Source organism: Streptomyces sp. NPDC007025 (genome assembly GCF_042869455.1).
Taxonomy (GTDB): Bacteria; Actinomycetota; Actinomycetes; order Streptomycetales; family Streptomycetaceae; genus Streptomyces.
Map to the genome: position 1 here is coordinate 298312 of NZ_JBIAFT010000007.1, position 13608 is coordinate 311919.

The 13608-nt window shown below is 72.7% G+C and carries 14 protein-coding genes; 9 read left to right on the forward strand and 5 right to left on the reverse strand.

What is annotated here, in order from left to right:
• Window positions 1-101: 101 nt before the first annotated feature.
• From ACFYMO_RS16285 to ACFYMO_RS16300, 4 genes are all read left to right on the forward strand, one after another.
• Window positions 102-2312 (forward strand): ATP-dependent DNA helicase UvrD2, encoded by a 2211-nt coding sequence (locus tag ACFYMO_RS16285; RefSeq protein WP_388546911.1) that lies wholly within the window; start codon window positions 102-104, stop codon window positions 2310-2312.
• Between the two features lie 219 nt (window positions 2313-2531).
• Window positions 2532-2804: a hypothetical protein gene (locus ACFYMO_RS16290; protein WP_388546914.1), complete on the forward strand. Its 273-nt coding sequence runs from the start codon at window positions 2532-2534 to the stop codon at window positions 2802-2804.
• Between the two features lie 159 nt (window positions 2805-2963).
• Window positions 2964-3305: a WhiB family transcriptional regulator gene (locus tag ACFYMO_RS16295; RefSeq protein WP_037705804.1), complete on the forward strand. Its 342-nt coding sequence runs from the start codon at window positions 2964-2966 to the stop codon at window positions 3303-3305.
• Window positions 3302-3664, forward strand: coding sequence for a hypothetical protein (locus tag ACFYMO_RS16300; RefSeq protein WP_366773942.1), 363 nt, complete (start codon window positions 3302-3304; stop codon window positions 3662-3664). Before ACFYMO_RS16295 ends, ACFYMO_RS16300 begins: the two co-directional genes overlap by 4 nt.
• A 150-nt stretch (window positions 3665-3814) precedes the next feature.
• On the opposite strand, the gene ACFYMO_RS16305 is transcribed toward ACFYMO_RS16300, so the two are convergent.
• Together ACFYMO_RS16305 and ACFYMO_RS16310 are read right to left on the reverse strand one after the other, a co-directional pair.
• Window positions 3815-5230, reverse strand: coding sequence for an AarF/ABC1/UbiB kinase family protein (locus ACFYMO_RS16305; RefSeq protein ID WP_366773943.1), 1416 nt, complete (start codon window positions 5228-5230; stop codon window positions 3815-3817).
• Window positions 5223-6383, reverse strand: coding sequence for a ThiF family adenylyltransferase (locus ACFYMO_RS16310; RefSeq protein WP_388547019.1), 1161 nt, complete (start codon window positions 6381-6383; stop codon window positions 5223-5225). The genes ACFYMO_RS16305 and ACFYMO_RS16310 overlap by 8 nt, the downstream gene beginning before the upstream one ends.
• A gap of 225 nt (window positions 6384-6608) precedes the next feature.
• Here ACFYMO_RS16310 and ACFYMO_RS16315 point away from each other — a divergent pair, with 225 nt between their 5' ends.
• Window positions 6609-7220 (forward strand): M48 family metallopeptidase, encoded by a 612-nt coding sequence (locus ACFYMO_RS16315; protein WP_366773944.1) that lies wholly within the window; start codon window positions 6609-6611, stop codon window positions 7218-7220.
• Here the strand turns inward: ACFYMO_RS16315 and ACFYMO_RS16320 are convergent.
• Together ACFYMO_RS16320 and ACFYMO_RS16325 are read right to left on the reverse strand one after the other, a co-directional pair.
• Window positions 7192-7770 (reverse strand): NUDIX hydrolase, encoded by a 579-nt coding sequence (locus tag ACFYMO_RS16320; RefSeq protein ID WP_366773945.1) that lies wholly within the window; start codon window positions 7768-7770, stop codon window positions 7192-7194. The genes ACFYMO_RS16315 and ACFYMO_RS16320 overlap by 29 nt on opposite strands.
• Window positions 7767-9293 (reverse strand): zinc-dependent metalloprotease, encoded by a 1527-nt coding sequence (locus ACFYMO_RS16325; protein WP_366773946.1) that lies wholly within the window; start codon window positions 9291-9293, stop codon window positions 7767-7769. The genes ACFYMO_RS16320 and ACFYMO_RS16325 overlap by 4 nt, the downstream gene beginning before the upstream one ends.
• Before the next feature lie 188 nt (window positions 9294-9481).
• Here ACFYMO_RS16325 and ACFYMO_RS16330 point away from each other — a divergent pair, with 188 nt between their 5' ends.
• From ACFYMO_RS16330 to ACFYMO_RS16345, 4 genes are all read left to right on the forward strand, one after another.
• Window positions 9482-10582 carry an SDR family oxidoreductase gene (locus ACFYMO_RS16330; RefSeq protein ID WP_366773947.1) on the forward strand — a complete coding sequence of 367 codons (1101 nt, stop codon included), beginning with the start codon at window positions 9482-9484 and terminating at the stop codon, window positions 10580-10582.
• A 119-nt stretch (window positions 10583-10701) separates the two neighbouring features.
• Window positions 10702-11199 carry a molybdenum cofactor biosynthesis protein MoaE gene (locus ACFYMO_RS16335; RefSeq protein ID WP_366773948.1) on the forward strand — a complete coding sequence of 166 codons (498 nt, stop codon included), beginning with the start codon at window positions 10702-10704 and terminating at the stop codon, window positions 11197-11199.
• Between the two features lie 205 nt (window positions 11200-11404).
• Window positions 11405-11710, forward strand: a complete 306-nt coding sequence (locus ACFYMO_RS16340) for a hypothetical protein (protein ID WP_388546920.1) — start codon at window positions 11405-11407, stop codon at window positions 11708-11710.
• Between the two features lie 25 nt (window positions 11711-11735).
• A complete protein-coding gene (locus ACFYMO_RS16345; protein WP_388546923.1) occupies window positions 11736-12851 on the forward strand; it encodes a PDZ domain-containing protein in 1116 nt (371 codons plus the stop codon).
• Window positions 12852-13009: 158 nt separating this feature from the next.
• Here ACFYMO_RS16345 and ACFYMO_RS16350 read toward each other — a convergent pair whose 3' ends face one another.
• Window positions 13010-13576 (reverse strand): PPA1309 family protein, encoded by a 567-nt coding sequence (locus ACFYMO_RS16350; protein WP_027759059.1) that lies wholly within the window; start codon window positions 13574-13576, stop codon window positions 13010-13012.
• Window positions 13577-13608: the final 32 nt, after the last annotated feature.

Below are 13608 nucleotides of genomic sequence, written 5' to 3' on the forward strand. Positions count from 1 at the left end.
CAGGGCTCCCGCGCCGGAAGGCGGCGCGATTCGTAGGACCGCAGGGGCACGGCTGTGGACAGCCGTGCCACCCCTCCCGGCCGGGCTGGCAGCATGGCGGGGTGACAGCAGCAACGGACTCCACTCTCTTCCCGCGGATTCCCGACTCTCCCGACGCGGTGCTCGAGGGGCTCGACCCGGAGCAGCGTGCGGTGGCGACGGCGCTGCACGGTCCGGTGTGCGTACTGGCCGGTGCCGGCACCGGAAAGACGAGAGCGATCACCCACCGCATCGCCTACGGCGTCCGCGCCGGCATCCTGCCTCCGGGCGGGGTGCTCGCCGTCACCTTCACCCAGCGCGCCGCCGGGGAGATGCGCGGCAGGCTGCGCGAGCTCGGCGTCCAGGGCATCCAGGCGCGCACGTTCCACTCGGCCGCGCTGCGCCAGCTCCAGTACTTCTGGCCGCGCGCCGTCGGCGGCGAGCTGCCGCCGCTGGTCGAGCGCAAGGCGCAGCTCGTCGGGGAGGCGGCGGCCCGGTGCCGGATCCGGCTCGACCGTAGCGAGCTGCGGGATGTCACCGGCGAGATCGAGTGGGCCAAGGTGACCCAGACCGTGCCCGAGGACTATCCGGCCGCCGCCGCGGCGGCGGGCCGCGCGGCCCCCCGCGACAGCGCCGAGACCGGCCGCGTCTACGCCCTCTACGAGCAGCTCAAGCGGGAGCGTTCGCTGATCGATTTCGAGGATGTGCTGCTGCTCACCGTCGGCATCCTGCAGGACCGTCCGGACATCGCCGAGACGGTCCGCGGCCAGTACCAGCACTTCACGGTGGACGAGTACCAGGATGTGAGCCCGCTGCAGCAGCGGCTGCTGGAGCTGTGGGTGGGGGAGCGGGGTGGTCTGTGCGTGGTCGGCGACGCCAGTCAGACGATCTACTCCTTCACCGGCGCCACCCCTGATCACCTCCTCGATTTCCGCTCCCGCCATCCGGAGGCGACGGTCGTCAAGCTGGTCCGTGACTACCGCTCGACCCCGCAGGTGGTGCACTTCGCCAACGGGCTGCTCGCGCAGGCCCGGGGCCGTGCCGCCGAACACCGGCTGGAGCTGGTCTCCCAGCGGGAGCCGGGCCCCGAGCCGGTGTGTGCCGAGTACGCCGACGAACCCGGCGAGGCCGAAGGGGTGGCCCGGCGGGTCCGGGATCTCATCGCCTCGGGAGTCCGCGCCAGCCAGATCGCCGTGCTGTACCGGATCAACGCCCAGTCCGAGGTCTACGAGCAGGCGCTGGCGGATCTCGGGGTCCCCTGCCGGCTGCGGGGTGCCGAGCGGTTCTTCGAACGCCCCGAGGTGCGGGAGGCGTTCGTGGCGTTGCGCGGGGCGGCCCGGGCCGGCGGCAACGACGCGCTGCTGGACGACGCGGTGGATCTGCCCTCGCAGGTGCGTGCTGTGCTCGGTACCAAGGGCTGGAGTCCGCACGCACCGTCCGGGTCGGGGGCCGTCCGGGACCGGTGGGAGTCGCTGGCGGCGTTGGTGCGGCTGGCCGAGGATTTCGCCGGGGCCCGGCCAGGTGCCGGGCTCGGCGATCTGGTCGGGGAGCTGGACGAGCGGGCCCGGGTCCAGCACGCGCCCACCGTGGAGGGCGTCACGCTGGCCTCGCTGCACGCGGCCAAGGGCCTGGAGTGGGATGCCGTCTTCGTGGTGGGTCTCACCGACGGGATGCTGCCGATCACCCACGCCAGGACCGAGGAGCAGACGGAGGAGGAGCGCAGACTGCTCTATGTCGGGATCACCCGCGCTCGCCGGTCTCTGACCCTCTCCTGGTCGCTCGCCCGCTCACCGGGAGGCCGGCCCAGCAGGCAGCCCAGTCGATTCCTCGCGGGGCTGCGTACCGGTTCCGGCGCGAGCACTGCCCGGACCGGTGCGGGGACGGGCGGCAGCGTCACCGGCGGTGGGCGCGTTCCCGCTCCGTCCGGGAGCCGGGGGCGGGTGCGTCGTGCGCCGGCGCGGTGCCGGGTGTGCGGCCGGTCGCTGACCCAGCCCGGTGAGGTGAAGCTGATGCGTTGCGAGGAGTGCCCCTCGCAGCTGGACGAGGCGCTGCACGAGCGGCTGCACCAGTGGCGGGCCCGGCAGGCGGAGCTGCTGCGGCAGCCGGACTACTGCGTCTTCACCGACAAGACGCTCCTCGCCATCGCCGAGGCCGTTCCCGGCGACGCGGCGGAACTCTCCCGCATCTCCGGAGTCCGGCACCGCAAGCTCCAGCAGTTCGGTGCCGACGTGCTCGCGCTGTGCGCGGGGGAGGAGCTGCCCGCGGCCCCGGACGAGGAGCCTCGGCAGGGGTGACGACCGGCAGCGGAGTGTGCGCGGGGCCCATGTCACAGAAGCTGTGACAGAAAGCCGTGAAAAATAGTTTGCGCGGGCCGTACGGAGCCTCATAGCCTTCCGGACATGGAGAGGGCGGGCCTTTTCGCTCTTCCTCTTCCATGCTGTACTACGTCCTGAACATCCACGGACCAGCCGCCAGTGGCGGGTCCTCCGAGGCGCCGAGAGGAGGCGAGACCAGTGGCCACGATCATTTCGGAGATCAAAATGACCGATCACTCGGTCATTCGCGCCTGCCTGCTCGGCTCCAACCTCCACGGCACCGGTCTGTCCGGTGTCAACCCCGGCGGCAACGAGCGACCGAGCAAGGCACCCGAGGTAGCAGCACAGGCACAGGCAGCCGCCTTTGCCGGTGGCTCCGCGGCCAACGGTGTCGGCGAAGGACGCCAGAAGACGCAGCGCTACACCATGTGGGCCTTCCGTGGCCTCCGACCCTGGAGAGATCCAGCCTGATCGGCGAGATCAGGTCGGCACCTTCCAGGGCCGCGGAACCCACATCGGGATCCGCGGCCCTTCTGTTTGCCCCGACCGGCCACCAGCCGGCCCGACACGACAACAGACATTCAACAGACAGGAAGAACCGCAGTGCACACCGAGACGCACCCTGACACGTTGCGCCCCGCGCCTTCTCTGCCGCCTGATCTCACCACGGAGGACTCCTTGACCGCCCCGCAGATCACCCTCACCGAGCTCGACGACGCCATCGAGCGGCTCGGCGTCGATGTTCCCTGCCGCTCCTACGACCCCGAGGTCTTCTTCGCCGAGTCCCCTGCGGACGTCGAGTACGCGAAGTCCCTCTGCCAGACCTGCCCGCTGCGCGAGGCCTGCCTCGCCGGGGCCAAGGACCGCCGCGAGCCCTGGGGTGTCTGGGGCGGCGAGCTGTTCGTACAGGGCGTCGTGGTTCCGCGGAAGCGTCCGCGGGGCCGTCCCCGCAAGAACCCGGTGACGGCATGAACCCCCGTCGCTCCCATGGATCGCCCGCCCGCCGCAAGGCGGTTGCCGGAACGATCGACAACCCGTCGGCGCTGGATCCCCGTACGCGCCACCTCACGAAGCAGGACCCGACGATGACCCCCCTTCACGAGACCACCGCTCGCACTCGCTCCGACGCCACAGTCGTCCGCCAGAACAGGACCCGCGACATGCAACTCATGCCAGAAAGCCTGGCCAGAGCACAGATACAGCAACGAATGCACGAGGCCGAATCCGAACGCAGGGCGCTGCGGCTGAGGACCGCGCGGCGCCTTCAGCGGCGCGCGGAGCGCGCGACGCTTCGCGCACGGCGTGCCCTCGCCATGGCCGTGATGCAGTGACCCGGCCTGTGTGACCTGAAGATCCGGTCCATGTGACCCGAACACCGGAGAGCCGGGGCGAGCGCCCCGGCTCTCCGTCGTCACAGGCTCTCCGTCGTCATCGCCTCCGCCGGGGCGTGCGCCGCCCCGCGGCCGGGGCGCGGACCCTGCTCACAGGGCGATCTCCGGTTCCTCCTCGGGCTCCGCCGTCTCCCCGTCCGGCGGCTCCTCGGACCACCGGGGCTGCGGCGCCACCGCGGTGGCGAACCCCGGTACCCAGGTCTCCATGTCGTGCCGCATCCGCACCGTCGCGCCGAGCTGGCACAGGACGCCGATGGTGCTGAGCGTCACCCGGTGGATCAGCAGATAGGACGGCGGCAGGTTGAGTTGCCGCCCCAGCTGGTGGGCCGCGGAGCGGGGGTCGGCGATCCGGGCCGCCTGTGTGCGCATCCAGTCCCTGCTGAAGGTGAACTCCTCCACGCAGGCGGGCTCGACGATCGGCAGCAGATACTCCCGTACCGCCTCCGGATCCAGCTCTATCTCCCTCTTGACGAAGCCCTCTTCGCGCAGCAGGGCATAGGCCGTCTCCGCGTCGCCGTCGAGCATCATCCGCAGCACCTCGCCGATCGTCGGGGGCAGCCCTTCCGGCAGTCGGTCCACGGTGCCGAAGTCCAGCACTCCCAGCCGCCAGTCGGCGGATGTCCCGGTGTCCCCGGGGACCAGCCGGAAGTTCCCCGGGTGCGGGTCCGCGTGCAGCAGTCCGGTGCGTACGGGGCCGGAGAAGAGGAACCGGCTCAGCAGCAGTCCGGCCCGGTCCCGTTCCTCCTGGCTGCCGTCGGCGATCACCTGGGAGAGCGGTACGCCCTCCAGCCACTGGGACACCAGTACCCGGTCGGCCTGGTGGACCACCTGCGGGACGACGACGTCCTCGTCCGCCTCGTACTCCTCCGCGTAGCTGCGCTGGGCCTCCGCCTCCAGGCTGTAGTCCAGTTCCTCCGCGATCCGCTCGTGCAGCTCCGCGATGAGCGGTTTGATGTCCATCCCCGGTATCAGCGGGCCCAGCAGCCGGGCGAATCGGCTCAGCTGGGTGAGGTCGGAGACGAGGGCCTCGCCGGCGCCCGGGTACTGCACTTTGACCGCGACATCCTGCCCGTCGTGCCAGACGGCGCGGTGCACCTGGCCTATGGAGGCCGCCGCGGCGGGCTTGTCGTCGAACTCGGCGAAGTACTCGCGCCACTCCTGGCCCAGCTCTTCCTCCAGCACTTTGTGCACGGTGCCGGCGGGCATCGGCGGAGCGGCTTCCTGGAGCCGGGTCAGGGTGGCGCGGTAGGGGCCCGCCAGTTCGTCGGGGAGAGCGGACTCGAAGACCGAGAGGGCCTGCCCGAACTTCATGGCACCGCCCTTCAACTCACCGAGGACCTTGAAGAGCTGCTCGGCGGTCCGCTGCTGCAGCTCCTGGCCGACGAGATCGGCGGACAGGCCCCCGAGGCGCTTGCCGAGCCCCCATGCGGAGCGGCCCGCGAAGCCCAGCGGCAGGGCGGCCAGCTTGGCCGTCCGCGTCACCGCCTTGCGCGGAAGATCAGACATGCGTCCCTCCAACTCCCTGACAGCTCAACCGAGACAGCACCGAGGACGTCGGCCACCCGGTCATTGTCGCCTGCCGTCGGCCGTTCGCGGCGGTGCGGGGGGGCGCAGTCACCGAAGCGGCACCGCACGGACACTCCGGATGCGCCGCGAACTGCTCGGTTTCCGGCAGCAGGTGGGGCAGTGCGAACCGCAGCCGGTAGCCCACCGCGCAGGCTCCGTCCCCGTCCAGATAGCTCAGTGCGTAGGAGGCGACCGCGCCCGCCAGCATGGTGGCCAGTGCCGTGTCGCAGGCGGGGACCCCCGTGCGCCGTCTGCTCGCCGTCCGCCACTGGCCCACCAGCATCGGCCAGCTGGGCTCCCGTTCCGCCCGGGTGCGTGCCAGGCACTCCGCACACGGTGTGGAACCGGGCAGCACCAGAGGTCCCACCACCCCGGTGGCCTCCACCACCCCGCCGAACAGATGCGGTGTTCCTGCCTCCATGAAGCGCCCGGTGGCCTCCGGGTCGGGCGCGTAGGCGTCCAGTCCGTCCCGCGGTGTCACCACCACCAGGCCGGTCTCGGAGCGGGCGCCGCTCCGCCAGGAGCGGGAGCGGCGCACCACGCCGCGGGCCGCCACATCGCGGCGCGTGCCCACCTGCTCCGGAGGCACCCCGCCCGGCGCGGTGTCCCACTCCTCCACGACACCCCCGTCCGCCACGTCCACCTGGCCCACCCCCGCGGCCGACAGGGCGGCGGCCACCGCGGTGCCCACCCGGCCCAGCCCTCGCACCTGGACGCGCGCGGCCCGCCGGGCGGCAAGTCGGCGCACCCCGCCGCCCGGTTCGCGGTGTACCACGGACAGTGACGCCAGGTCCGGCCGCAGCCGGTCGCTGACGTGCGCCGCGGCTTCGCGGTCGGCCGTCGCGTCGTCCAGCACCCCGGCGGCGCTGAGCCGCTCGGTGATCCTCGCCGGGGTCCGGGGAGCCAGGCCGAGCCGGTCCGCTTCCTGCTGGAGCCGCTCCATGCTGCGGGTTCCGTCCATCATCTCGATGAAGGCCGCCGCCGCGTCGCTCAAGGGTCCCAGCAGCACCGCGTGCGCGGGCGCCACACCGCACTGCACGGTCTGCCTGTCTCGCCAGCCCCGCCGCAGCGCGGGCTTGAGCATCGGGTGCACGTTCCCCCCTGACGTGCCGGGACTCGACCCGGCTCGGCTGTCGATCACTGGGGACAGCATGCCGTCGGCGGTGGATTTCGCGGAGCGAGTTGTCCACAGGAGACGGCATCAGTCATACAAGCGTGAGCCGTTCACCCTCGCCGTGCCCCGGTCCGTTGTCGCCTTTCCCCCTCGAACAAGCCTGGAGGCGGGACTTCCGCCGACCGCAGCGGGTAACGTCGTGGCGTGCCCGCCGACCCGCTGAACAGCACCAGCCGACGCGCGGTCGAGGTGCGCCGCAGCACCCGCCGACGCCGCACCGTCTCCGCCTACCGCGAAGGCGATCGCACCGTCGTGCTGCTGCCGGCGCGCATGACGGCGGACGAGGAGACGCGCTGGGTGGGCGTGATGCTCGACAAGCTGGCCGCCCAGGAGAGCAGGCGCATGCTCGACGACAGCGACCTCGCCCGGCGCGCGGCAACCCTCTCCGAGCAGTATCTCGGTGGGCATGCCCGGCCCGCCTCGGTGCGCTGGGTGACCAACCAGAACACCCGCTGGGGCTCCTGCACGCCGGCGGAGGGCAGCATCCGGCTCTCCCACCGGCTGCAGGGGATGCCCGAGTACGTCATCGACTACGTGCTGCTGCACGAGTTGTCGCATCTGCTCGTGCCCGGCCACGGCCCGCGGTTCTGGCGACTGCTGGAGGCGTATCCGCGCACCGAGCGGGCCCGTGGCTATCTGGAGGGGGTGGCGGCAGCCGAGCGGCTGCCGCACCAGCCCGTCAGGGGGGACGGCCCCGGAGCCGTCCCGCAGGAGGGCTCCGACCCCGTCACGGAAGAGGGTCCCGGCCGGGGCTGACCGCGACGGCCGTGGCCGAGAGCCGGGCGAGCCGCACCACGGACTCGTCCTCGACCCCGGCCACCTCCTCGAAGCCGAACCAGCGCAGGTCCAGGGACTCCTCGCTGATCGCCGCGACGGCGCCCTCGGGAGCGAGAGCCGCGTACTGCACATCCAGATGCCAGGCGCAGGGCGTGCGGTGCCGGTCGAGCCGGAGCGGGCCGCCGGGCAGCAGGGAGAGCCCCGGAATGCCCGATTCCTCCGTGGCCTCCCGCAGCGCGGCCCCCGCCAGGGTGGCGTCCTCCGGTTCGCAGTGGCCCCCCATCTGCAGCCATCTGCCCAGCTTGCGGTGGAGCGTCAGCAGCACCCGGTCCTGCCGCGGGTCGACGACCATCGCGCTGGCGGTGATGTGCCCCGCGGAGCACGCTTTCCACATGCCGTCCGGCCGCTCGGCGAGGTGGCGCAGATACTCCTCGCGCAGCTCCTCCTGGGCGGGGTCGCCGTCCTGGCTGCGCCACCGGGTGAGGACACGCTCCGCATCCGCGTGGAGGCCGTCCGGTGACGCGCTCACCGTGTGCCTTCGCCCTCGCCGTCGGTGCCGTCGCTCTTGTCGGTGCCGTCGGTACCGCCGGGCTGCTCCCCGGAGCGCTTGTCCGACCGGTCGCCGCCGGAGGTCTCGCTCCCGGCTTCGCCCTGAGGGGTGCTGCCGCTGCCGCCGTCCGCGGCGGCCGCGTCGCCCAGCATCTTGTCCAGCTCGGAGAAGTCCGGCTGCTCGTGGTGGACGAAGGCGTCCGGGTCGTCCAGGTCGGCGGCCGTCGGCAGCATGTCCGGGTGCTCCCACACGGCGTCGCGGCCCTCGGCGCCCCGCGCGTCGGCGAGCGAGGCCCACAGCCGGGAGGCGTCGCGCAGCCGCCTGGGGCGCAGCTCCAGGCCGATCAGCGTGGAGAAGGTCTGCTCCGCCGGGCCGCCGGAGGCGCGCCGCCTGCGCAGCGTCTCGCGCAGCGCGGAGGCGGACGGCAGGTGCGGTTCGGCCGCGGCGTGCACCACCGCGTCCACCCAGCCCTCGACCAGTGCCAGCGCCGTCTCCAGCCGGGCGAGCGCCGCCTTCTGCTGGGGGGAGTCCTCCGGCTGGAACATGCCCTGCTGGAGCGCTTCCTGCAGTTCCTCGGGGCGCTGCGGGTCGATCTGCCCGACCACGTCCTCCAGCTTGGCGGTGTCCACCTTGATGCCCCGGGCGTAGCCCTCGACGGCGCCGAAGAGGTGCGAGCGCAGCCACGGGACGTGCGCGAACAGCCGCTGGTGTGCGGCCTCCCGCAGGGCCAGGTAGAGGCGGACCTCCTCCAACGGGATGCCCAGTCCGCCGCCGAGCGCCTCGATGTTGACGGGCAGCAGTGCCGCCTTGTTGGCGGGCCCCAGCGGGAGTCCGATGTCCGTGGAGCCGACGACCTCGCCCGCCAGCACGCCCAGTGCCTGCCCGATCTGGGTGCCGAACATGGCGCCCCCCATGGAGCGCATCATGCCGAGCAGCGGGCCGGCCATCGCCTGCATCTCCTCGGGCAGCACATCGCCCATGGCGGCGCCGACGCGCTCGGCGACCGGGTCGACCAGGTCCTTCCAGACCGGCAGGGTGGCCTCGACCCACTCCGCGCGGCTCCAGGCCACCGCGGCACCGGAGCCGGAGGGCAGGGAGGTCACTCCGTCCAGCCACAGGTCGGCCAGGCGTACGGCCTCCTCGACGGCCGCGCGGTCGTGCGGGCTGACGGAGGCGTCCTTGGAGCCGTCCTGGGCCCCCGACGCGACCGTCTGCCGTGCGATGTCCTTGGCCATGTCCCAGTTCACCGGGCCGCCCTCGTAGGAGAGCATCTGGCCGAGCTTCTGGAAGGCGGCACCCAGGTCGCTCGGGTCGAGCTGGCCCTGCCCGCCGCCCAGCGAGCCGAACATCGCCGCCAGGGGGTTGTCGGCACCGCCGGAGCCCGGGGCGCCGCCGAAACCGAACGGGTTCGGCTGGTCGCCGCCCGGCTTCTTCTTCTCGCCGTCGTTCCCGTCCTCGGGCTCCTCAGGAGGTACGCCGAATCCGAATGGGGTGTCACTCACGGGTTTCCTCGGCTCTGTCTCGTAGGACGGTCTGGTGGTTCGGGGACGGTCTGCATGTCCTGGGTGCGGTCGGGTTCTGCGCCGGTATGTCCTGGTGCGATCTGTGGGCTCTGCCTCCAGCCTAGACACGAGTCAGGCAGGATGGAGCCTGCGCACCCCGTACCAGAAACAACCACTGGAGACGCCCGGTGAGTTCCTCCGAGTCCCACGTTCGCGCAGCGCGAACCCCGACCGTCGCCGTCACCGGCGCCGCCGCGGGGGTCGGCGCGCTGCTCACCGAGCGGTTGGCGGCGTCCGAGGAGATCAAGCAGGTCATCGCGCTGGACGAGCGCAGAGGCGAGGTGACCGAGGCCCAGTGGCACACCCTGGATGTGCGGGACCCGGCCATCGCCGACCGGCTGCGCGGCGACGGCGACCCGGTGGACGTGGTCGTCCACCTGGCGCTCGACCTGGATCTGGAGACCGACCCGGTGGCCCGCACCGCCTTCAACGTGCGCGGCACCCAGACCGTGCTGACCGCGGCGGCGGCCGCCGGCGTCCGCCGGGTGGTGCTGTGCACCTCGGCGATGGTCTACGGAGCGCTCCAGGACAACGACGTGCCGCTCGCGGAGGACTCCGAGCTGCGGGCCACCGCGGACGCCACGGGCGTGGGCGACCTGCTGGAGCTCGAACGCCTGGCCCAGCGTGCCCCGCGGGCCCACCCGGGCCTCAACGTGACCGTCCTGCGCCCCACCGTGCTGGTCGGCGCCGGAACGGACACCACCCTCACCCGCCACTTCGAGTCGCCGCGGCTCCTGGTGGTCGCCGGATCGCGCCCCTGCTGGCAGTTCTGCCATGTCGAGGACCTGGTCAGCGCGCTCGAGTACGCCGCGCTGGAGAAGGTCGAGGGCGAGATGGTGGTGGGCTGCGACGGCTGGCTGGAGCAGGAGGAGGTCGAGCAGCTCACCGGGATGCGGCGGATGGAGCTGCCCTCCAGCGTCGCGCTGGGCGCCGCCTCCCGGCTGCACCGGCTCGGACTGACCCCCTCGCCCGCCGCCGACCTCGCCTACACCATGCACCCCTGGGTGGTCAGCGGCAGCAGGCTGCACGACGCGGGCTGGCGCCCGGCCTGGACGAACGAGGAGGTGCTCGCCGCGCTGCTGGAGGACGTCTCCGGCAGGCACACTGTCGCCGGGCGGCGGCTGGGCCGGACGGAGGCGGCCACCGCCGCCGGCGCCGCGGGTGCGACGGTGGCGCTGCTGGGCACCGCCGCACTGGTGCGCAGGGCGCGCAAGCGGCGCGGGCTGTGAGCAGTGCCCGCGGGCCGGTGGCGGAGCCCGCGGCCGCAGCCCCGCGGCGCCGGTACGACACGCCGGGCGCGACAGGCCGGGTGTTCCGGATCCGGGGCAGGTAGGGCAGCATGACCGGCATGGCACAGACGTACGACGGCGAGCCCGGCCCCGGGCACCGGCACGTGAACTCCGACCACCCCGGCGAACTGGGGGCCGAGGACCCGATCCGGCTGCTGGAGATCCGCGAGGCCCCGCTGTCCGTGGACGAGGTCTTCGCCGCGGTCGGCGACCACGCCGCGGGCGGCACGGCGCTCTTCGTCGGCACCGTCCGCGATCACGACGGCGGCGCCGATGTCGCCCGTCTGGGCTATTCCTCGCACCCCTCGGCCGAGGCCGAGCTGCGCCGGGTCGCCGAGAAGGTCGTCGCCGACCACCCGGTGCGCGCCCTCGCCGCGGTGCACCGCGTCGGGGACCTGGCGGTGGGGGACCTGGCCGTGGTCGTGGCCGTCTCCTGTCCGCACCGCGCGGAGGCGTTCGACGCCTGCCGCAAGCTCATCGACGACCTCAAGCACGAGGTCCCGATCTGGAAGCACCAGACGTTCGCCGACGGAGCCGAGGAGTGGGTGGGCGTCTAGCCGGCCGCCGACGGCCCCGGAACCGTCCCGGGACCGGCCCGGACCGGCCGGTCCCGCCGCGCACGCGGGTGCAGCTCGCTCCGGTTGCGTAACCGGCCCCTCGCCCCGACCGTTGAGACACCGACGGTTAATCTGCTCATCGGCCGGTCTGCCGGTCGCCGGGCCGCGTGCCCGGGAGGCACCTACGAGGGTCGGGAGGTTCCGGATGGCTGCTCTCGCCTGGTTGCTGATTCCGTTGGTCGCCGCTGTCGCCACGAGCATGTGGGGAAGCTGGGTCGGGCGGCGCCGGGTCAAGACGCCCGACGCCGCGGGGGTGGCCGGATACGAGCGTTTCCGGGTCGCCATGGAGCGCTCCCGCGCCGACGACGCCCCCGATGCCGCCGCGGTGGCCGACGAGCCGGCGGCCCGCAGGGACCTGAGGTGGTGGAGGCGGAAGGGGGATCTCGACCTCGCCCCCGCCGGGGCGGCGGCCCGCACGGCCCCGGACGGACCGGCCCGGGAAGCAGGTTGACAGGCCCTTCCCGTACTGTCGTGCCATGCCTCGCCGCACCGCGACCCTGCTGACCTCTGCGCTGCTGCTCATAACGATGTTCTGCGTCGGAGCGCTCCTGAACGTGCCCTATGCCGAGATGTCACCGGGTCCGACGGTGAACACTCTCGGTACGCACGACGGGGATCCGGTGCTCAACGTCAAGGACGAGCCGGACCGCAAAGGGCGCCCCGAGGTGTACGACACCTCGGGCAACCTCAATATGACGACCGTCCGCGTCACCAGCTCCGAGTACAAGATGACCCTCTTCGGGGCACTGTCCGGCTGGCTGCGCCATGACAGCCTGGTCGTCCCGCACCACACGCTCTATCCGGACGACAAATCGGCCCAGGAGGTCGACGAGGAGAACGCCGAGGAATTCACCGCCTCCCAGGAGAGCGCCAAGGCCGCAGCGCTGAAGGAGCTGGACCTCCCGGTCAGCACGCACATCCTGGTCGGCTCCGTGGAGAAGGGTGCCCCCGCGCACAAGCGGCTGCACGCGGGAGACGTCATCACGGCGGTGGACGGCACACCGGTCGGCGGGGCGCAGAGCGTGGGCAAGCTGGTCACCAAGCACAAGCCCGGCGAGAAGGTCACCTTCACCGTGATCCCGGCGGACCGGGTGAAGGCTGCCCGGAAGCGGGGCCAGAAGCCCCCCGCCGAGGACGCCGAGAAGGTCACGGTCGGCACGCGGAAGGCAGCGGACGACGGCCGCGCGGTCGTGGGCATCCAGCCCGCGGTGGGGCACACCTTCCCGTTCGAGATCGACATCAAGCTCGCCGACATCGGCGGCCCCAGCGCCGGACTGATGTTCGCGCTCGGCATCGTCGACAAGCTCACCCCCGCCGACCTGACCGGCGGGAAGTTCGTCGCCGGCACGGGCACCATCGACGACGACGGCAAGGTGGGCGAGATCGGCGGCATCCAGATGAAGACCGTCGGCGCCCGCAAGAAGGGCGCCGAGTACTTCCTCACCCCCGCGGGCAACTGCGCCTCCGCCGCCAAGGACAAGCCCGAGGGCCTCACCCTGGTGAAGACCGCCACCATCGACGACGCGCTCGGCGCGCTGAAGAAGATCCGCAGCGGCAGGACCGACGAGCTCACCCGCTGCAAGGCGCCCTGACCGCCGCATCGGGTGCGAAGGCACCCTGAGGCGCTCCCGCCCGCTCCGCCCTCCTCCGGGCCGCGCCGCGCGACGACCCCTGCGGCTGCCCCCCAGGGCCGGGCGGTGCCCCCAGGGCCGGGCGGCGGCGCGGTGCGGCGCCGCCCTCCGGCCCCCGGCTACTCCGCGAAGGTCGCGGCCAGTGCCTCCGCCAGCCCGGGCACCAGATCGCCGCCGGTGAGCACCTCCGTGGCGGAGTCCTTCTCCCGCAGGCGCAGCGCCGACTCGCGCTCCCCGTCGCGCAGGACCGCCACCGTCATCCGCACCTCGCTGCGCTCGGGGTGCTCGGCGACCCAGCGGGCCAGTTCCGCCTCGCCGAGGTCCTGCGGCACCGCCGCCTCGGCCGACGGCGGCAGCATCAGCCGCTCCACGGTGACCGCGCAGCCGTCGACCGACGGGGGCCAGGCGATCGTCCCCAGGAACTCGTCCAGCGGCACGTCCGCGGAGATCTCGTCCTGCTCGACGGGGGTGAAGGAGGTTCCGCGGGCGCTGTCCGGCTGCTGGTCCAGCCCCAGCTGCCCGGCCAGACCTGGCTCCTCGGCCCGCAGCCGCTCGGTGTTCACCAGCGCGAAGAGCCGGGCTGGCTGGTCCCAGCCCAGGCCGGAGGCGTATTCGTCGATCTCCAGTACCGCGCGGGTCAGAGGTCCGGAGGCGAGGGGTGTGCCCTCGGGAGAGAGGTTGTCCATCCCCATATCGTGCCGTCCCGGTGCCGGAAAAC

Excerpts from the sequence above, each read along its gene's own strand:
- ACFYMO_RS16300 (WP_366773942.1), top strand. The coding sequence starts at position 3,302 with ATGAACCCCCGTCGCTCCCATGGATCGCCCGCCCGCCGCAAGGCGGTT.
- ACFYMO_RS16305 (WP_366773943.1), bottom strand. The coding sequence starts at position 5,230 with ATGTCTGATCTTCCGCGCAAGGCGGTGACGCGGACGGCCAAGCTGGCC.
- ACFYMO_RS16335 (WP_366773948.1), top strand. The coding sequence starts at position 10,702 with ATGGCACAGACGTACGACGGCGAGCCCGGCCCCGGGCACCGGCACGTG.
- ACFYMO_RS16340 (WP_388546920.1), top strand. The coding sequence starts at position 11,405 with ATGGCTGCTCTCGCCTGGTTGCTGATTCCGTTGGTCGCCGCTGTCGCC.
- ACFYMO_RS16345 (WP_388546923.1), top strand. The coding sequence starts at position 11,736 with ATGCCTCGCCGCACCGCGACCCTGCTGACCTCTGCGCTGCTGCTCATA.
- ACFYMO_RS16350 (WP_027759059.1), bottom strand. The coding sequence starts at position 13,576 with ATGGACAACCTCTCTCCCGAGGGCACACCCCTCGCCTCCGGACCTCTG.